Origin of the sequence: Vibrio sp. STUT-A16 (assembly GCF_026000495.1) — a bacterium.
In the GTDB taxonomy this organism is placed as follows: Bacteria; Pseudomonadota; Gammaproteobacteria; order Enterobacterales; family Vibrionaceae; genus Vibrio; species Vibrio diabolicus.
Genome location: NZ_AP026765.1, coordinates 3,330,786 through 3,350,123, shown reverse-complemented (window position 1 = coordinate 3,350,123; position 19,338 = coordinate 3,330,786). Strand labels below are relative to the sequence as shown.

20 protein-coding genes are annotated in these 19,338 nt (G+C 47.4%); 14 read left to right on the top strand and 6 right to left on the bottom strand.

What is annotated here, in order from left to right; translation table 11 throughout:
* Positions 1-17 precede the first annotated feature (17 nt).
* From gspH to OO778_RS15800, 7 genes are read left to right on the top strand one after another with little or no spacing between them, the layout of a single operon-like run.
* Positions 18-617: a type II secretion system minor pseudopilin GspH gene (gene gspH, locus OO778_RS15830; protein WP_139060256.1), complete on the top strand. Its 600-nt coding sequence runs from the start codon at positions 18-20 to the stop codon at positions 615-617.
* The gene (gene gspI / locus OO778_RS15825) at positions 604-993 is read left to right on the top strand and encodes a type II secretion system minor pseudopilin GspI (protein ID WP_162860657.1); all 390 of its coding nucleotides are present in this window, start codon (positions 604-606) and stop codon (positions 991-993) included. The genes gspH and gspI overlap by 14 nt, the downstream gene beginning before the upstream one ends.
* Positions 980-1,657: a type II secretion system minor pseudopilin GspJ gene (gspJ, locus tag OO778_RS15820; protein WP_257082801.1), complete on the top strand. Its 678-nt coding sequence runs from the start codon at positions 980-982 to the stop codon at positions 1,655-1,657. Before gspI ends, gspJ begins: the two co-directional genes overlap by 14 nt.
* Positions 1,650-2,660: a type II secretion system minor pseudopilin GspK gene (gene gspK, locus OO778_RS15815; protein WP_139060255.1), complete on the top strand. Its 1,011-nt coding sequence runs from the start codon at positions 1,650-1,652 to the stop codon at positions 2,658-2,660. The genes gspJ and gspK overlap by 8 nt, the downstream gene beginning before the upstream one ends.
* Positions 2,629-3,831, top strand: coding sequence for a type II secretion system protein GspL (gene gspL / locus OO778_RS15810; protein ID WP_005394975.1), 1,203 nt, complete (start codon positions 2,629-2,631; stop codon positions 3,829-3,831). The genes gspK and gspL overlap by 32 nt, the downstream gene beginning before the upstream one ends.
* A 7-nt stretch (positions 3,832-3,838) precedes the next feature.
* Positions 3,839-4,330 (top strand): type II secretion system protein M, encoded by a 492-nt coding sequence (locus tag OO778_RS15805; protein WP_012841219.1) that lies wholly within the window; start codon positions 3,839-3,841, stop codon positions 4,328-4,330.
* 1 nt (position 4,331) lies between these two features.
* Positions 4,332-5,093 (top strand): type II secretion system protein N, encoded by a 762-nt coding sequence (locus OO778_RS15800; protein WP_065646531.1) that lies wholly within the window; start codon positions 4,332-4,334, stop codon positions 5,091-5,093.
* Positions 5,094-5,393: 300 nt separating this feature from the next.
* On the opposite strand, the gene cysQ is transcribed toward OO778_RS15800, so the two are convergent.
* From cysQ to OO778_RS15780, 4 genes are all read right to left on the bottom strand, one after another.
* Positions 5,394-6,221 (bottom strand): 3'(2'),5'-bisphosphate nucleotidase CysQ, encoded by an 828-nt coding sequence (gene cysQ / locus OO778_RS15795; protein ID WP_005394972.1) that lies wholly within the window; start codon positions 6,219-6,221, stop codon positions 5,394-5,396.
* Positions 6,222-6,265: 44 nt separating this feature from the next.
* Positions 6,266-6,835, bottom strand: coding sequence for an ADP compounds hydrolase NudE (gene nudE, locus OO778_RS15790; RefSeq protein ID WP_005394971.1), 570 nt, complete (start codon positions 6,833-6,835; stop codon positions 6,266-6,268).
* Positions 6,836-7,011: 176 nt separating this feature from the next.
* Complete coding sequence (gene nfuA / locus OO778_RS15785) at positions 7,012-7,596, bottom strand: Fe-S biogenesis protein NfuA (protein ID WP_005394968.1); 585 nt, start codon at positions 7,594-7,596, stop codon at positions 7,012-7,014.
* 97 nt (positions 7,597-7,693) lie between these two features.
* A complete protein-coding gene (locus tag OO778_RS15780; RefSeq protein ID WP_258623593.1) occupies positions 7,694-8,419 on the bottom strand; it encodes a ComF family protein in 726 nt (241 codons plus the stop codon).
* An 84-nt stretch (positions 8,420-8,503) separates the two neighbouring features.
* Between OO778_RS15780 and bioH the strand changes: the two genes are divergently transcribed.
* Positions 8,504-9,271, top strand: a complete 768-nt coding sequence (bioH, locus tag OO778_RS15775) for a pimeloyl-ACP methyl ester esterase BioH (RefSeq protein ID WP_006741796.1) — start codon at positions 8,504-8,506, stop codon at positions 9,269-9,271.
* Between the two features lie 124 nt (positions 9,272-9,395).
* A complete protein-coding gene (locus OO778_RS15770) occupies positions 9,396-9,860 on the top strand; it encodes a hypothetical protein (RefSeq protein WP_005379316.1) in 465 nt (154 codons plus the stop codon).
* Positions 9,861-9,948: 88 nt separating this feature from the next.
* Here the strand turns inward: OO778_RS15770 and OO778_RS15765 are convergent, their stop codons facing one another.
* Positions 9,949-12,270: a Tex family protein gene (locus OO778_RS15765; RefSeq protein ID WP_264910343.1), complete on the bottom strand. Its 2,322-nt coding sequence runs from the start codon at positions 12,268-12,270 to the stop codon at positions 9,949-9,951.
* A gap of 229 nt (positions 12,271-12,499) precedes the next feature.
* Between OO778_RS15765 and OO778_RS15760 the strand changes: the two genes are divergently transcribed.
* From OO778_RS15760 to envZ, 5 genes are all read left to right on the top strand, one after another.
* Positions 12,500-14,380, top strand: a complete 1,881-nt coding sequence (locus OO778_RS15760; protein WP_264910341.1) for a RimK/LysX family protein — start codon at positions 12,500-12,502, stop codon at positions 14,378-14,380.
* A gap of 117 nt (positions 14,381-14,497) precedes the next feature.
* Positions 14,498-14,989 carry a transcription elongation factor GreB gene (greB, locus tag OO778_RS15755; RefSeq protein WP_005394962.1) on the top strand — a complete coding sequence of 164 codons (492 nt, stop codon included), beginning with the start codon at positions 14,498-14,500 and terminating at the stop codon, positions 14,987-14,989.
* 105 nt (positions 14,990-15,094) lie between these two features.
* Positions 15,095-15,490, top strand: coding sequence for a DUF1090 domain-containing protein (locus OO778_RS15750; protein ID WP_085343388.1), 396 nt, complete (start codon positions 15,095-15,097; stop codon positions 15,488-15,490).
* A 129-nt stretch (positions 15,491-15,619) separates the two neighbouring features.
* Positions 15,620-16,339, top strand: a complete 720-nt coding sequence (gene ompR, locus OO778_RS15745; protein ID WP_005394960.1) for a two-component system response regulator OmpR — start codon at positions 15,620-15,622, stop codon at positions 16,337-16,339.
* Positions 16,340-16,441: 102 nt separating this feature from the next.
* Positions 16,442-17,734, top strand: coding sequence for a two-component system sensor histidine kinase EnvZ (gene envZ, locus OO778_RS15740; RefSeq protein ID WP_017635003.1), 1,293 nt, complete (start codon positions 16,442-16,444; stop codon positions 17,732-17,734).
* Between the two features lie 71 nt (positions 17,735-17,805).
* On the opposite strand, the gene OO778_RS15735 is transcribed toward envZ, so the two are convergent.
* Entirely contained in the window at positions 17,806-19,194 is a 1,389-nt protein-coding gene (locus OO778_RS15735) for a uracil-xanthine permease family protein (protein WP_256899802.1), read from the bottom strand.
* Positions 19,195-19,338: the final 144 nt, after the last annotated feature.

Sequence of the window (19,338 nt, the reverse complement as noted above, 5' to 3'; positions counted from 1 at the left end):
CAGCACTAATGAAGCAAATGCGAAAACACAACGGTTTTACATTGATAGAAATTCTATTGGTGCTGGTTTTGCTATCCCTCACGGCAGTGGCCGTGATCACGACATTACCGACCAGCCAAAAAGATCTTTCCAAACAGTATGCTCAAAGCTTTTTTCAGCGTTTACAGCTGCTTAACGAAGAGGCCGTACTAAGCGGTAAAGACTTTGGCGTTCGAGTAGATGACGCTAAATCAACGTACGCTCTACTGAGTTTGACCGCGGAAGGTTGGCAGCCTCTGGAGTTAAAGCAGATTCCGAGCAAAACCAAGTTGGAAGATGACATTACGCTACTGCTCGAGCTAGGTGGCGGTGCTTGGGATAATGATGAGCGCCTATTCAAACCGGGCTCTCTTTTTGATGAAGACATGTTCGCTGAAGAAGACGACGAAAAGAAAAGTAAGCCACCGCAAGTGTTTATCTTTTCCAGTGCAGAAGTTACGCCATTTACTCTGTCTTTTTTTCCGCAAAATGGTGAAGCCTTTAATGACGGGTGGCGAGTCATCGGCAAAGAAAGTGGACAAATCTTGTTACTAGCGCCGGGCGAAGAAGTGAAAGAGGATGAGAATGCGCAATTCTAAGCAAGCTCGCCCACATTGGAGTCATCGCCGGACGAGAGGCATGACACTACTGGAAGTATTGGTCGCACTGGCTATTTTCGCCACCGCTGCCATCAGCGTCATTCGCTCGGTGAGCCAGCATATTAATACGATCAGTTATTTAGAAGAAAAAATGTTTGCAGCCATGGTTGTGGATAATCAGATGGCCAACGTGATGTTGAGTACCAGTGAACTTAAAGTAAAGAACGGCACAGAAGAGCTGGCTGGGCGCACTTGGTACTGGAAAATCACGCCTGTTGCCACCACGCAGCCATTGCTGAAAGCATTTGATGTGAGTGTCGCGCTCGAGAAAAACGCGAGCCCAGTCGTGACGGTACGAAGTTATGTGGCGCAATAAGAATCCACGCGCAAGTAAGCGCCAACTGGCAAAAGGTTTTACACTTATTGAAGTGCTGGTCTCGATTGCCATTTTTGCCAGTTTAAGTGTCGCCGCGTATCAAGTGGTATCGCAAGTGCAGCGCAGCAATGCACTATCACAAGAGCGAACTCAGCGCTTAAATGAAATTCAGCGCGCCATGGTGATGATGGATAATGACTTTCGTCAAATGGCGATGCGCCAAACGCGGACAAATGGTGAAGAGCCCGCGAGCCAACTGATTTTTTGGTCAGATTACTTGCTCGACTCCGATACTAAAGGGCTAATGTTTGCTCGCTTAGGATGGCACAACCCTCAACAGCAGTTTCCCCGAGGGGAGGTCACTAAGGTTGGCTATCGTTTAAAAGAAGAAACATTACAACGAGTATGGTGGCGCTACCCTGACACGCCAGTGGGTCAACAAGGCATCGTTACCCCATTACTAACGCAGGTCGAATCGTTTGATATGCGTTTTTACGATGGTAAACAATGGAAAAAAGAGTGGGATGATGAAAAGTCGCTACCGAAAGCGGTTTCTGTGATCCTTACTCTCAAAGATTATGGAGAGATTGCCCGCGCTTATCTGACTCCTGATGGCACATTGAGTCAGAAAGAAGGAAGTTCAGGAGGCAGCAATAATGGTTAATCGTCAGCGCGGTGTCGCTTTGATTATTGTGCTTATGTTACTGGCGATTATGGCGACAGTTGCCGCCAGTATGTCGGAGCGTTTGTTTTTGCAGTTTCAGCGGGGCGCCAATCAAGTTAACTACCAGCAAGCGTATTGGTATAGCCTTGGGGTAGAGGCGTTGGCAAAAGTCGGTATCGAGCAAAGCTACAAAGACACCGATACGATCAATATGAGTCAGCCGTGGGCAATAAAAGAACAAGTCTATCCGCTAGATTATGGTCAAGCGGCGGGACGAATTAGAGACAAACAAGCGTGCTTTAACCTCAATGTATTGAGCCGTGTGCAACCGACAGGACAGCAAATCGCAAGACCGTATTTAGTCAATGTATTGCAGCGTTTATTGGAAGAATCGGATGTGGAGTCGTATCAGGCAGAAATCATTGCAGACTCTACCTGGGAATACATTGATGCTGATGACACCGTTCGCTCCACAACCGGGGTCGAAGACAGCACATATGAAGCGATGAAACCCGCGTATTTAGCGTCAAATGGCTGGATGGCAGATGCTTCCGAGTTACGGGCTGTCTATCAGGTGAGTGGTGAAATTTTCCAAAAATTGGAACCGCTGGTCTGTGCATTACCAAGTGATGACTGGCGTTTAAACGTAAATACGATTGAAGTCGAGCAAGCTCCGATTTTGGTGGCAATGTTCTCACCAAACTTAAGCAGTAGTGATGCGATTCAGCTAATTGAAAAACGCCCATTTGATGGGTGGGATAGCATTGATGAATTTTTAGCAGAGTCAGAAATGGCTGGCTTAAGTGAAGATGTAAAGAAAAACGCCAAAGGCTATTTGGGTGTGGATAGCGCCTTTTTTGAATTGGATGCACAAGTGTTGGTGGATGAATCACGTGTACGTATCCGAAGCCTTTTGCAAAGTACAAATAGAGAGACGGTGACCGTAGTTCGCCGTCGTTTTGGAGGGATCAGTGAGCGAGTTTCTGACCGTTCGGCTGAGTAGCGAACAACAAAGTACCATTCCTTGGGTGGTGTGGTCGACAGATCAACAGGAAGTGATTGCCAGCGGTGAAATCGCCGGATGGGAACACTTAGATGAGTTGATCTCTTATGCAGGTCAGCGCCAAGTTGTGGCGCTATTGGCGAGTAATGATGTGGTCTTGACGCAAGTGGATATACCGCCAGGCGCAACACGTCAGTTCGACGCGATGTTACCGTACCTCGTGGAAGATGAAGTCGCGCAGGACGTTGATGGCCTTCACTTTACCGTGTTAGGTAAACAAGCGGATAAAGCGCAAGTGTGCGCTGTTGAACGCGCTTGGATTCAGACCGTATTGCAGCGTTTTTCAAGCCAAGGCATCACCATCAAACGCATCTTGCCAGATGTGCTTGCGTTACCTGTTCAGGGAGAGCATAGCAGTGCCGCGATGCTTGGTGATCAATGGTTGATTCGTCACTCAGCGACAGAGGGTGCGGTTGTCGATGCTTCTTGGTTAGACCTTTACCTCTCTTCTTATCTACAAAATCATGAAGGTTGGAAGCTCGATTGCTATAGCTCAGTCCCTGAATCTGCGTTACCTGAAGTATGGGAGCCGCAGCCAGAAGAAATGACCATGGGGTTACTGGCGAAGGGGGTTACAGAAAGCAAAGTCAATTTGCTGACCGGGATCTTCAAGCCTAAATCTTCTTGGGGTAAATACTGGAAGCTCTGGCAAAAAGCCACCATTGCTGCGGGCGTGCTTATCGTCGTCATGGTTGCGCAGCAGTTGCTCGTGGTCCACAAGTACGAAGCACAAGCTCAAGCGTATCGTGAGGAGAGTGAGCGTATTTTCCGCCAGGTGTTCCCGAATAAACGACGAATTCCTACCGTTAGTTATCTCAAACGACAAATGGATGATGAAGAGCGCCGCTTATCTGGTGGTGGCGGTCAGCAGGCGATGTTGTCTTGGTTGGCGGCACTGCCCGCGACACTTGGTCAGGTCAGCGATTTGGAAATCACCAGCTTTAAATATGATGGTCAACGTGGCGAAGTGCGAATTCAAGCTCGCAGTTCAGACTTCCAACCTTTTGAGCAGGCTCGTGTGAAATTGGCAGAGAAGTTTAATGTTGAGCAAGGACAGCTGAACCGTAGCGATAACGTTGTGGTTGGCAGCTTTGTTTTGAAGCGTTTGTGAGGTGATGATGAAAAACTTAATTTCTCAAGCTCAGGCTTGGTGGAGCAGCATCTCTCAGCGTGAGCAGCGTTTGGTCATGGGATGTGGCGCTATTGCCGTTATCGGCATTATTTATTGGGGGTTGCTACAGCCAATGAGCCAACGTGCGGAGCTAGCTCAATCACGCATTCAAAGTGAAAAACAGTTGCTGGCTTGGGTACAAGATAAAGCGGATGGCATTACTGCACTGCGCAAAAGCAGCGGTGTGAGCTACTCTAGCCAACCGTTGAATCAACTGGTTTCTTCTTCAGCCCGTCGTTATAAAGTTGAGTTGATTCGAGTGCAGCCTCGCAATGAGAGTGTTCAGGTGTGGATCAAACCACTCGCGTTTAATCAGCTGGTGGATTGGTTACGTTACTTGAAAGAGCAGCAGGGTATTGAAGTCGAATTTTTAGATATCGACCGAACGGATCAAGCGGGCATGATTGATGTGAACCGCCTTCAGTTTAAGCGAGGTTAAGGTGAAGCGAGCAGTACTTTACGTTGTTATCTTTATCGTCTTTTTTTCAGTCAGTCTTTTAATGGGATTACCCGTTTCTTGGGTGTTACAGCAAGCACCAACCGTGAGAGGACTAGACATTCAGGGTGCCAATGGCTCTGTATGGCAAGGTCAAGCTTCTAGTGTTCGTTGGCAGCGCCAGAACATTGGAGAAGTTAATTGGGATTTCCAATGGTCGAGTCTACTAACTGGTAAAGCTGAGTTTGCCGTACGCTTTGGTCGTGGTAGTGAAATGGACGTTCGTGGTCGCGGCTTTGTTGGTTATAGCTTGAGTGGTGGTCCTTATGCCAAAAACCTAGTTGCCTCGATTCCGGCAGTAAAAGTTGTTGAGCAAGCACGTCTCCCTGTGCCCGTCGGCGTTGATGGGCAACTTGAGTTAAATATTCGTCATGCGACTTATGCCGCGCCTTGGTGTAAGAATGGTGAAGGCACTTTGGTATGGAATGCCAGTGGTATTCAAAGCCCTGTTGGTAGCCTTGAACTCGGCCCTGTGATTGCCGATCTAAACTGTCAGGACAGTGTGTTGACAGCGACTGGTGAGCAAAGCAGTAAACAAGTCTCAGCGGCGTTCTCAGCAGAGCTTATGCCTAATCAGCGATACTCAACCAAAGCCTGGTTTAAACCAGGAGCTGAGTTCCCATCCAGCATGAGTGAGCAACTGAAATGGTTGGGCAAGCCGAATCCCCAAGGTCAATACGAGTTTAATTACCAAGGTCGCTTCTAACCTATCGTGACAAAAACCAAAATTCTCAAAGAGCTGCGATTGTGCAGCTCTTTTTGCTTTTGGATCATAGTAGGCGAAACCCTCTATTCGCTGTACAAAGATCGTGGTGATAATAGGATGTAATTATAAGGTTATGATTCTAAGGGGTTTATTTTCTTGTGTTCAGCACTTTAAGCGATTGGAACATAGTAGGCCAAATGCTCCTAACGCTGTACAAACAGGTCAAAAAGAAAAGGCCACGAACATATTCGTGGCCTTTCAATTGCTAGTATTTAGGCGCTAACTTTACGGATAGAGCGCTTAATCTTTGCGTTGTAAAATCTCATTCCAAGGTAAATCCGCGTCACCAAGCACAATAAAGTTTGGGTTCTCTAGCGTTTCCCGCTCGTTATATGACAGCGGCTCCAATTGCGTGCTGAGAATGCGACCGCCCGCTTCTTCAACAATGCACTGTGTCGCGGCGGTGTCCCACTCACCTGTTGGGCCTAGTCTGAGATAGCAATCCACAGCGCCTTCTGCAACAAGACACGCTTTTAATGCCGCAGAGCCGAGCGGAATTAAATCGTAATTCCAAGCACTGCTCATGCGGCTAGTGATGCGATTGATATCTTGACGGCGGCTAATAGCAATCGCGATGCTTTGCCCTGGCTGCTCGTGTTTGTGCGTATGGATTTTTACGCTGTCCGACATGTCGGGAATTTTCCAAGCACCTTTGCCACTATAAGCGTAATAAGTCACGCCAGAGACAGGGCCATAAACGACCCCCATGGTTGGTTTGTTGTTGTCGACCAGTGCAATAATAGTCGCAAAGTCGCCGCTGCGAGCGATGAATTCTTGAGTACCATCGAGAGGGTCGACTAACCAATACCGTTCCCACTGAGCTCGTTGCTCGAGGCTGATGTCTGCGTCTTCTTCTGACAATACGGGAATGTCGGGTGTGAGTTCACTCAAGCGTTCAGTGATGAGCTTGTGAGCCGCGATATCTGCGCTTGTTACCGGAGTCTCGTCACTTTTTGTGTAGGCCTCGTACTGTTTTTTTTCATATATTTCGAGGATCATTTGCCCGGCACTACGGGCAATTTCGATGACTTGAGGAAGCAGGTGAGATAGATCTTTTGTCATTGGCATAAGTGATAGTCCTTACTCACAGTATTATTCGGTTCTCATGACCGTTATTGGTTATGTTTGTGAGTGGTGTTTGGTAAGTGTTTCAGTGCCAACATTAGCGCGGTGATGCTTCGTGCTTCACAGAAATCCATGTGAGTTAATAACTCTTCGGCTTGCGCAAGTGGCCAACGCACAATTTCCAGAGGCTCAGGCTCATCGCCTTCTTGCTTCTCTGGATAAAGCGCCTGTCCTAAAAATAGAGTCATTTTGCTCGAAAAGTAAGACGGCGCGAGGATAACTTGTTTCAACGGAGTCAGCTGATTGCAGCCAAAGCCGATTTCTTCTTTTAACTCTCGATCCGCAGCTTGGTGTGGGGTTTCACCTGGATCAATCAACCCCTTCGGGAAGCCCAACTCGTAGCGTTCAGTCCCAGCGGCGTATTCACGTACCAGTAATAAATCGCCTTGCTCAGTCACAGGAACCACCATCACCGCATCGCGTCCACTTGGCTTCATGCGTTCATAAGTACGGTGTTCACCATTGGAAAAACGAAGGTCGAGCGCTTCCACGGCAAACAGTTTGGATTTTGCGACCGTTTGGCATGAGAGTATCTCTGGTGGGGTCCGTTTCGACATGGCGCTGGCTCCTTGGTGTCGTTGGCGTTTACGAGATGCGTAAGATTCTTAATATATGAGAACTCCGCCTGAGTTTCTAGCGGATTTTGCGGGCAGCACTAAGCATCTCAAGGTTACCTCAGTATCGATACAAAAATGGGAGACCGAAGCCTCCCATTTTCTGACCGTATTTACTCTTAGTAGTAAGAGTGATCACCACGGTCATGTTCTGTTGCATCACGAACAGCGGTGAGTTCACCAACGAATTGGTTTAGCAGCTCTTTCTCGATGCCTTCTTTTAGTGTTACGTCAACCATAGAACAGCCATTACAGCCGCCACCAAATGCAACAATAGCAATGCCGTCTTCAGTGATCTCAACCAAGTTTACGTGACCACCGTGGCCAGCAAGCTGTGGGTTGACTTGAGTTTGGATAACGTATTCAACGCGCTCAACCAGTGGCGCGTCGTCCGCAACTTTACGCATTTTAGCGTTCGGAGCTTTTAGCGTTAGCTGAGAGCCCATTTTATCGGTAACAAAATCGATTTCAGCGTCTTCAAGGAATGGCAGGCTTAGCTCATCCACGTAAGCTGAAAAACCGCTGTAAGGGATTTCAGTGTCGGTCGCTTCTACTGCTTCTGGTGGGCAGTAAGACACGCCACACTCAGCGTTTTGTGTACCTGGGTTCACAACGAAAATACGAATGTTAGTCCCTTCAGGCTGTTGACCTAAAAGGTTAGCGAAATGCGTTTGCGCAGTTTCTGTAATAGTAATATTTGACACGACGAATACCCGAGTAAATTTGTAGGTTACTGCTGCTATTCTACTCTTGTTGACGTATGGGTCTAGTCTTTTTGATGCTAAGGCATGGCGAAGCGATCTAGAGAGAACGAGGAGCAGGTGTTCTGCAGATGCAGTAAATATCGATGCTTTCTACGCCAACTTCAAGTAGTAAATGACATAATTGTCGGACGGTACTGCCTGTGGTGACTACATCATCGACGATGGCAACGTGGGAAGATGGCGGTCGCTTATTGAGAACAAACGCGCCTTTTAAGTTTTGTTCACGGCTTGCTTTGGTATTACCACGCTGTGATTGGGCGAGTCTGACCCGGCGAAAGACCTTCGCATCAAAATTGGTCTGCAATTGCTGGGCTAAATGTCGGGCTAAAACATCACTTTGATTAAACCCCCGGCGTAGGTAGCGCTGCCAGTGCAGTGGCACACTGGTAATGATTGGGGCTGGTGTTGTAATGCGCTGCGCCAGTTGCTGGGTTAGTGCTTTTACATGCCAAGACTCTCCATGATCTTTAAAGCGTTGTACTTCCCGTGAAAGGGGAAAGTCGTAATCGCCTAACGTATATAGTCTTTGCCATGGCGGTGGTTCTGAAAGGCATTCACCACAAATACTCTCCGTACTCATCTCCTCTTTCTGTAACGTTAAACCGCAACGTTGGCATCGCTTGATTGGAGTTAGGTGCTGTAAACAGTGCTCACACCAACGCAGAGCATGCGTGTGGTTTGGTGTTTGAATCGTGAATCGACACAGACCGCATTGACTGCTCAACACGCGATGCATGATGTTTTGCCAGTGATGAGATAACATAGCGCTTATTCATGGTGATATTTTACTCAGCCTAACGCTTGGCTGATGGCGTAGGGAATAAAATTAGTGGGAGAGATTGAGAGCATGAGCACGAAATTACATTGGCAGTCGTTTGGTGAAGGACCTGATCTGGTGTTGTTACATGGTTGGGGTATGAATGGCGCGGTTTGGCAGCAAACCGTCGAATCACTTCAAACCGATTTCCGTGTTCATGTTGTTGACCTTCCGGGCTATGGACACAGTGCCGAACATCATGGTGAAGATTTAGACCATATTGCTAACTTGGTCGCGCAAAGTGCGCCAAAGAAAGCGATTTGGCTTGGCTGGTCCCTCGGAGGCTTAGTGGCGACGCATGTCGCATTAAACATGCCCGAGCGTGTGACTAAGTTGATCACCGTCGCCAGTTCACCAAAATTTGCCGCAGAGAAGCCTTGGCGCGGTATTCAACCGAATGTACTGAGCGCGTTCACCTCTCAGTTGTTAGAAGATTTTTCACTGACCATTGAGCGCTTTATGGCGTTGCAAGCGATGGGCAGTCCATCTGCACGCAAAGATGTGAAACAACTCAAGCAAGCGGTACTGTCGCGCCCTCAGCCAAACCCTGAGTCGCTGTTGGTTGGGCTAAACATCCTTGCTGATGTGGATCTGCGCGATGCATTGACGTCTCTTTCTGTACCAATGCTGCGTCTTTATGGTCGTTTGGATGGATTGGTGCCGATTAAAGTGGCGAATGATTTAAGTGAACAGTTACCTCATACTCAGCAGTTTGTTTTCAATCAGTCCTCTCATGCGCCCTTTATGACCGAACATGACGAGTTTTGTGCCCAAATTCGAGAGTTTGCTCACGATTAATCAAATACAAGCGGAAAAAGCTCAAGCTGTTTAAAAAGTGGTCGATATAAAGGTTGGTGAGGTTTTATTAGCCAATAAAGCTAAGCCATATTGACGAGTTGGGCGACTCTGAGGAGGGTTCGCAATGATTGTGTCACCGACCAACGTAAGTGTGCCACTGATCGCCCCATCCGTGAATGTGCAGACGGAACAAGCAGCTCGCGACAATAAAGTCCGAGAGCCTGTGACGCCAACGGTCGCATTGGCCAAAACCAATGCAGAGCGAAAAGTAAAAGGCGATGACAAGCGCCGACGTCAGTCTTCTTGGGATCCTTCAGAGCATCCTGATTATGACATGGAAACAGAAGTCGACACGCGTTATCAAGAAGAGCCGGAAGATACACTAGAACGGCTTTTTAGTTTGCTTGCGCTCAAGTCGTACAGTGAAGACCAAGGTAAGGGCTACGCAATTCGTTTTCGCTTACCAAAGCGCATTTTGGATGCTGCGATCAATGAAGGATTAATGGAAAAGCGCAGGAAGGTGATCAAGTTTCATTATGGTCATGCAGTCGCTCCCCATACCCCGTCAGAAGTGATAGCAGTATTATGACGACTCAATATCCTACTCAAACAAAAACGCTCCAAGCAGATTGAACTGATTGGAGCGTTTTCTTTTTAGCAGTGAAACCTAGGTAAGGTTACTTTTTCGCTTTAGCAAACGCCGCCGCAAAAGCACCGCCCATTGCACTGTTCGATGAAGACTCATCGCGGCGAGGCTGACGACGTTGTGCTTGGTCATTACGACGTGGTGCGGCTGAAGAGCGTTGGCTACGGTTATCTTGACCCGGCTCGTCGTTCAAACGCATAGATAGACCAATACGCTTACGCTGTACGTCCACTTCCATCACTTTTACTTTGACGATGTCACCTGCTTTCACGACTTCACGTGGATCAGAAACATAGCGGTCAGTCAGCGCAGAAATGTGGACCAGACCATCTTGGTGAACACCGATATCGACGAAGGCACCAAAGTTGGCTACGTTCGAGACCACGCCTTCGAGGATCATGCCCGGTTCTAGATCAGAAACTGAATTGACGCCTTCTGCAAACGTAGCGGTCTTGAATTCAGGACGTGGGTCACGACCCGGTTTATCCAGTTCTTTGATGATATCGGTAACCGTTGGGACACCAAAGTGTTCATCGGTATAATCCACAGCGTGTAAGCCTTTAAGGAATGCTGAGTCACCAATCAGTGCCTTGATGTCTTTGCTGTTTTTCTCAGCGATTGCTTTGACTACTGGGTACGCTTCCGGGTGGACCGCTGAAGCATCAAGTGGGTTCTTGCCGTCCATAATACGTAGGAAGCCAGCACACTGTTCGAACGCTTTAGGACCCAAGCGAGGTACTTTCTTCAACGTCGTACGTGCTTCGAAGCGGCCATTTTCGTCGCGGAAGTCGATAATGTTCTGCGCGATGGTGCTTGATAAGCCTGCTACGCGCGTTAATAGTGCGGCAGAAGCCGTGTTCACATCAACGCCAACCGCGTTTACACAGTCTTCCACAATCGCATCTAGGCGTTTTGCCAACATAGATTGGCTTACATCGTGCTGGTATTGACCCACACCGATCGATTTCGGATCGATTTTCACGAGCTCAGCCAATGGATCTTGCAAACGACGCGCAATCGACACTGCACCACGCAGTGATACGTCCATATTCGGGAACTCTTTCGCTGCGAGTTCAGAGGCCGAGTACACTGATGCGCCTGCTTCGCTGACGATGATTTTCTGAACTTTTAGGTTGCCGCGTTTGATTACGTCTGCGACAAAGCTATCGGTTTCACGAGAAGCCGTGCCGTTACCAATCGCAATTAAATCCACGTTGTACTTACGCACTAACTGGTCAACGATTTGCGCTGATTTGTCGTATTGTTTTTGCGGAGGGTGAGGGTAGATTGTTTCCGTAGCCAGAACTTTACCCGTTGAATCGACAACCGCGATTTTTGAACCGGTACGCAGACCAGGATCGAGACCAAGTGTTGCACGAGGACCTGCTGGCGCCGCCATTAACAAATCTTTTAGGTTAGTCGCAAATACTTCAATCGCTTCAATTTCAGCACGCTCTTTCATTGCGCCCATTAGCTCGGTTTCCATGTGCATCGATACTTTGATGCGCCATGCCCAGCTGATCACTTGTTTGCGCCATGCATCTGCTGGTGCGCTACTTAACGTCACGCCATAATGGTCGGCAATGATGGTTTCACAGTAAGATTGGCGAGCACCTTCTTCCTGCTCTGGATCAGCGTTCATGGCTAAAGTTAGGAAGCCTTCATTGCGGCCGCGCAACATCGCAAGTGCACGGTGAGAAGGGACTTTGCTCAGCGGTTCGTTGTGATTGAAGTAATCTTTGAACTTCTCACCTTCTTGCTCTTTTCCTTCAACGACTCGTGAGACAAGTTCCGCATTACGATTTAAGTGGTTACGGATTTTTTCCAGTAAGTTTGCGTCTTCAGCAATGCGTTCCATGATGATCGCACGGGCACCGTCTAGGGCGGCTTTGGTATCTATGATGCCTTTGTCGGCATCAAGATATTTACTTGCTTCGCTTTCTGGCTCGGTTTGCGGATGATTCCACAGCATGTCAGCTAGCGGTTCTAGGCCGGCTTCAATGGCGATTTGGCCTTTAGTGCGGCGTTTAGGTTTGTAAGGTAAGTAAAGGTCTTCAAGACGAGTCTTGCTATCGGCTTGAATAATTTCTTGCTCAAGCTCAGGCGTCAGTTTGCCTTGCTCTTGGATCGATTTGAGAATGGTTTGACGGCGGTCATCCATTTCACGAAGGTAAGACAGACGGCTGTCCAGAGTACGCAGTTGGGTATCATCAAGGCCACCCGTCACCTCTTTGCGGTAACGTGCAATAAAAGGGACGGTGTTACCGTCATCAATTAGGGTGACAGCGGCGTTGACTTGCTCAGGGCGAACATTCAGTTCTTGAGCAATCATACGACAGATAGCTTGGCTCATCCGTGTTTTCTCTTTCAATTCGGTTTGGGTTGTATAGAACATTGGGGTCGTTCGAAGAATTTGCAATGTTTTAAATTAACGAGACAAAAATTTACCGGGCGCTGGTGGACATCAGTCAGATTTGTGTCAAAACTGTAATTAAATTGAGAACTTATATCCGCAACTATCGACTAACCTATATCCACGGTTATTGATATAACTAAATGTACCTCGGCTTATACGGATAATCATGATGAAAAAAATGTCTTTGGCGTTAGCGCTTACGAGTGCCTTACTTGTCGCCCCGCTTAGTTGGGCACAATCCATATCAGCAACCACACAAGACCCTGTATATCAGCTTGATGACAAGTTGGTGCTTGGACGAGTGGAGAGCGTTTACTACAGTGATATTCCAGAGCTAAAAGCGGTACCATTTATTGGCAAGATTGATACTGGTGCTGACACCACGTCTATGCATGCAGAGAACATCCATGTCAGTAGCTCTCATCCCGACTACCAGAACTTGAAAGACAACGAGTTGTTGTGGGCGATTGTCGATGATTTAGGTGGGACGAAGGCGAAGTGGGATGCCGATACTTTTAAACCATATCAAGTGAAGGTGAGCTTTACGGTTCCTCATCCTTACACAGGAAAAGAAATACAGATTACCGATGATCTGGAGCGAGTGAGCGCCATTCGTAGTCGAACAAGCAAAAAGCCTATTTTACGCCCGACGATAAAAATGCCGATGACGATTGCAGGCCATACCGTTGATACAGAAGTGAATCTGACCAAGCGCACGCAATTCTCTTCTCCTATCTTGATTGGTAAAACCTATCTCGATAACAATGCGTGGGTATTCGCTGGCTACGACTATCTTCAAGAGCAACCAAGCGCAAAAATGATCGGCAAAAAAGAGACGGTTGAGGTCGAGGGTGTGCCATACAAGATCAGCATCTCAACCACCAGCCGCTACACCAACGTTCACGCACTGGATATCAAGGTTGATAAAAAGAACAATGAAGTTTCTTTCACGCTAGAAGGTGAAAACGGCAAGCGCCACCCAATGACGTTACCTTTGGTACGCATGCTGAAAACCACCAAGAGCGAGCGTCCGTTGGTCTACTTACCAGTGAAAATCGACGAAAACGAAACTCAACGTTGGTTAGTCTATTTGCGTGACCGCAGTAAGTTCAGTTCACAAATTCGCTTGGGTCAGGATGTCGCGAGCCAACACTTTGTGATTGATACCGACAGAGAAAACCTATTGGGCGGTGTTGAAAAAACGTTCAAGAGCGCACTCAAGTCAAAGCCCCTCGTGATTTCACCGGAAGAACAAGTCACCATTGATGGTTATACCGTTCCTGCTTACCCCACGTTTACGGTGAAAACGCCATTACTGCGTGTAAATGGCTTTGAAGTAACAGAAAAAGGTAAGGATGAATCCGTCACGTTTTATTTAATGAACGATGAGGGCAAAGAAGAAAAAATTACTAAGCCTGTGGTGAAAAAACTCAAAGTGGGTAGCACTGTGCGTCCCGTTGTTGATGGCGATTTCCTTTTCGGTAGCAAAGAGACATCAATGGAATTTGCACTCGATGTGCTAGATGAAGACGAGACGCAACCATTTTTCGTTTTTGGTCATGACATCGCCAAAGGCGGTGTGCTGCTGAATACTCGCGCCGACCATTTACTAGATGCAAGACCGCTTTTCAAAGCCGGTCATATCGAAGTGGCTGAAGTGGAAGGGATGTCTTTCCCTGTTAAATTGGACACTGGTGCTGACGTGAGCTCGATTAATGCCAAGGACATCAAGCGCTTTCAAAAAGACGGTAAAGATATGGTGAGCTTTACTTATGAAAACGATCTAGGCATGACCAAGGCGTTTACCCGTGAGGTGGTGGATGTCATGCGTATAACGGCCAAAAAAGGAGAAAAGGCCAACGAACGGCCGGTAGTAGAAATGCACGTTGAACTTGGCGAGTTAGAGAAGAAGATCCGAGTCAATCTGCAAGACCGAGGTCGCTTCCATTACAGCATGATTTTAGGTAAAAACTTCCTAAAACATGGCGCGGTTGTTTCGAGTGATACGAATTACATCGTGACGCAAAAACCAGATTACGAAAAGTAGCACTCTGGCCGCCTTATTATCTTGATACCCAAAGCCCGAACGAAGCCAGTGCTTTGGGTATATCATCTCCTTAATGCTGCTCAAGAGCGGCATTTTTTAGTTGAGATAGGAGTTAACTTGAAAACTAAGCTGATTACCCGTGAAGGTTATAACAAACTCAAACAAGAGCATGATTACCTTTGGAATGAAAAGCGTCCTGAAATCACCAAAATCGTCACTTGGGCGGCGAGCCTGGGCGATCGCTCAGAAAATGCGGATTACACCTTCAATAAACGTCTGCTTCGTCAGATCGACCGTCGTGTTCGATTTCTTCGCAAGTTTCTGCCTGAAGTCACGATCGTTGACTATTCTCCACAGCAAGAAGGCAAAGTCTTTTTTGGTGCTTGGGTTGAAATAGAAAATGAGGCAGGAGAGGTGAAGAAGTTCCGCATAGTTGGGCCTGAAGAGATTTATGGAGATGCGAAAGACTACATCTCTATCGATTCACCTATGGCGCGAGCGATGTTGAAAAAACAAGTGGATGAAGAATTCACGGTGCGAACCCCAGAAGGTGAAAAAGAGTGGTTCATTAACTCGATTGAATACAACAAACCAGCCTTGGAAGACTGAGGCTTTATCACCGATTCAAGTCTCTTGAAGTTCACTAGAAGTGACTTGAGTCTCAACGTCAGCTTATTGGATACAAAGGCATGGTGCCTTTATCGGAGAAGTAAAATGAACAAAGCAGTCATGTGTGGTGCTGCACTAACAATAGGATTCTCACTCTCAGTTTTTGCTCAAGATGAAGTGAAAGGCTGTGACGCCAAAGAGTTAGCGGTAGAACAGCAGCTTGAGTATGCGAAAGCACAAGGTAATGAACATCGAATTAAAGGCTTAGAACAGGCACTTACCGCTATCCAGAATGAATGTTCGGAAGGTGAACTGCGTCAAGAACTGCAAGCGGAAGTGGATGAAAAGGCGCGAGACGTTGAGGAGCGTGAGCAAGAATTAGCGGAAGCGCAGCGCTCAGGAAAAGCAGACAAAATCGAGAAAAAACGTCACAAATTGGCAGAAGCACAACAAGAGTTACTTGAGGCCAAACGTGAACTGGAATGGAATTATGGCCAATAGTAGGTGCTGAAAATACCTACTAGAGAGAAAATAAAGCGCTTAAGATAAAAAGAGTAACAATTTGCTTGAGCACGCTAGGAAAAACAGTGATACATTTTCGACAATAGATGCTTCTGAAAGGATGTTTCAATGCAAGAAAATCATAAAATTTTAGTGGTTGATGACGATGCTCGTTTACGTGCTCTATTGGAGCGTTACCTTTCTGAGCAAGGTTTTCAGGTCCGAAGTGTCGCCAATGGCGAACAGATGGATCGCCTACTAACGCGCGAAAACTTTCACTTAATGGTGCTGGATCTAATGTTGCCAGGTGAAGACGGTTTGTCGATTTGTCGTCGTCTACGCCACGCAAACAACATGCTGCCAATCTTAATGCTCACCGCGAAAGGTGATGAAGTGGACCGCATTGTGGGTCTGGAAGTGGGGGCGGATGATTATTTGCCAAAACCATTTAACCCACGTGAATTACTCGCTCGTATTAAAGCCGTACTACGCCGTCAAACAGTAGAGTTGCCGGGCGCGCCAAGCACCGAAGAAAAAGTAGTGGAGTTTGGTGAGTTCCGACTCAATCTAGGCACTCGCGAGATGTTCCGCGGTGACGAGGCAATGCCACTGACCTCAGGAGAGTTTGCTGTCCTGAAAGCGCTCGTGACGAATGCGCGAGAGCCGATGTCACGAGACAAATTGATGAACATGGCACGTGGCCGTGAATATTCTGCGATGGAACGTTCTATTGACGTGCAAATCTCACGTTTGCGTCGCATGTTAGAAGATGATCCAAGCAAGCCACGCTACATTCAAACCGTGTGGGGCTTAGGTTACGTTTTCGTCCCAGACGGCAAAGAGGTGTAATCTCCTCACTCCATAGCCAGCACTTGGCTATAGCAACTTCAGCCTTCAAGTCCTTCCCTTCGAAGGCTGAAATTTCGCGATTAGGACCACCAGGAACGTTCCATGCGCATCCGAAGTTCACTGACACAATCTATTCTGCTGTTCATCTCTTTGCTCCTCGCTAGCCAAGTTTTCTCTTACTACGCCGTTTTTAACTACGCGTTGATGCCGAGTTTGCAGCAGTTCAATAAAATTCTCGCCCATGAGCTCAATTTGGTGCTTGATGATGAAGGGCCATTAAAATCTGATGCACCGCTGAGACGTCAATTATTAGAAAGGCTGGGGGTGACGGTTCACAGCCTCGACAGCGATAAAGCGGTTGAATTTCATCACGCGATGTCGATTGATTTGATGTCTGAAGAAATGAGCCAAGAGTTAGGTTCGCCCACCGAAGTGCGCTTATTGCTTGGCGATGAAAGTTACATCTTGTGGATGCACATCGAAAAGTTGCCGAACTCCATCATTCGTATTCCTTTATCTGAGCTGCAAGAAGAAGATTTTGCACCGCTGTTTCGTAACAGCTTGATTATGGCGCTGCTGATCATTGCTGGTGGTTGGTTGTTTATTCGTTTACAAAACCGCCCACTTTTGGCTTTAGAGAGAGCCGCGAAAGACGTCGGTCGAGGTGAGATCCCGCCCCCCTTAGCAGAGAAAGGCGCATCGGAGATTCGCTCTGTAACTCGAGCCTTTAATCAAATGTCCAAAGGCATTCAAGAGCTAGAAGAGGACCGAGCCTTATTAATGGCGGGGATTAGCCATGACTTACGAACACCTCTGACGCGTATTCGCCTAGCGACAGAAATGATGTCTCCTGAGGACAGCTATCTTGCGGAGGGGATCATTAGCGATACGGAAGAATGCAATGAGATCATCAGTCAGTTTATGGATTATCTCAAACCGGTGAACCAAGAATCGTTTGAAGCGGTTGATATCAGTACGATTGCCAGTGACGTCGCCAGTTCTGAAGGTGGTTATGAGGTTGAAATTGAAACAGATCTTAATCTTAACTTGCCGCCAGCCAAAGGAAGCGCCATTGCGATTAAGCGGGCGATCAGTAACTTAGTTGTGAATGCGCTACGTTATGGCAATGGCTGGGTCAAAATCAGCACTGGTGTGACAGCAGATAAGCAGCTAGTGTGGATTTCAGTAGAGGACAACGGACCGGGTATCGAGCATTCTCAAATCGCGAGGTTATTTGAACCCTTTACGCGTGGTGACACCGCTCGCGGTAGTGAAGGCACTGGGCTAGGGTTGGCGATTGTGAAGCGTATAATCAGCCAACATTCAGGCTCTGTGGTGATGCGTAATCGCAGTGAAGGCGGTTTAATCGCTCAAATCAGCTTTCCTACCAAGTAAGTCGATGGCCTGCACCCTTTAAACAAAAAGCCCAACCTAAATAGGTTGGGCTTTTCTTATTCTCAATAATCTTAAGACTCTTTCACTTCCTGAGGAAGTTCATCTTCGTCTTCCAGTTTCTCTGGCAGAAGTAGGTTTAAAATGATCGCTGTGATACCACCTGCAGCAACGCCAGTGGAGAAAATACTCTTAATAAATTCTGGCATGAATTGCAGAATCTCTGGTTTTTGCGCGATACCAAGCCCCATTGAGAAGGATAAGGCCATGATCAGAATTGCGCGGCGATCGAGCTCAACACGAGAGATAATACGCACACCAGCGGCAGCAATCGTACCAAACATGACAATCGTTGCGCCGCCAAGTACTGGCTCAGGAATCAGCTGAACAAAGCTAGCAACACCAGGAAACAAGCCAAGAATCACTAACATGCCAGAAATAAAGTAACCCACGTAACGGCTCGCGACCCCTGTTAGCATGATGATGCCGTTATTCTGGCTAAAGGTGGAGTTCGGGAAACTGTTAAACACGGCTGCGATTGCAGAGTTTAAGCCGTCTGCTAACACACCACCCTTAATGCGTTTCATGTACACATGGCCTTTGACTGGCTCGCCAGACACTTCGGATGTGGCGGTAATATCGCCGATGGCTTCTAGTGCGGTAATAAAGAAAATCAGCACCAGCGGAATGAACAGAGACCAGTCAAACGATAAGCCATATTGCATTGGTACCGGTAGTGCTACAAGCTCGGTTGTGCCTAGCTGAGAAGTATCTACCATCCCCATAAAATAAGCCATGATGTAGCCTACTAGCATCGCAATCACAATCGAAGCCACACGGATATATGGGTTTTTCGAGCGGTTTAATATCACAATCAAGCCAAGTACCGTTCCAGCGAGCGCTAGTTTGTCTAAGCTGCCGAATGTGCCTTCATTTAATGCTGCGTAGCCACCGCCCATTGATACCAAGCCGACTTGAATCAGTGTGAGACCGATAAGAGTGACGACAATGCCTGAAACGAGCGGAGTGATAATGCGACGGGCATGCTCTAATACGCGAGATAGGAAAATCTCCGCAAATGATGCCACTAAAATCGTACCAAAAATGGCTGCCATCATGGTGCTGATGTCTGCTCCACCTGCTTTCAGCGATAGGCCTGCACCAATAATAGGACCTAAAAAGTTAAAGCTGGTGCCTTGAACAGAGAGTAAACCAGAGCCAATTGGGCCAAAGGTGCGAATTTGAATAAACGAAGACACGCCTGACGCAAATAAAGACATGCTGATGATGGTATTCGTTTGGTCTGCTGGTACACCCAAAGACTGACAGATGATCAGTGACGGAGTGATAACCGCGACGAACATCGCCAATAAGTGCTGAAGTGCGGCAAAAATGGTTTGAGGCAAAGGTGGTCGATCATTGAGTTGATAGACCAGTTCCGAAGATCGGTTTGAAGTTGTCATTGTTTGTCTCGCTAGTCGCAATATATTCCCAGATCTCGCTGAATGGGAGAGCAGGGTGGAGTTGACGTCGTTACCTGTGATTGCTGTTAATCAGAGTCAACTCAGGTTGGTGGAGTGTGATGCAACACACTTAAAAAATTTGTG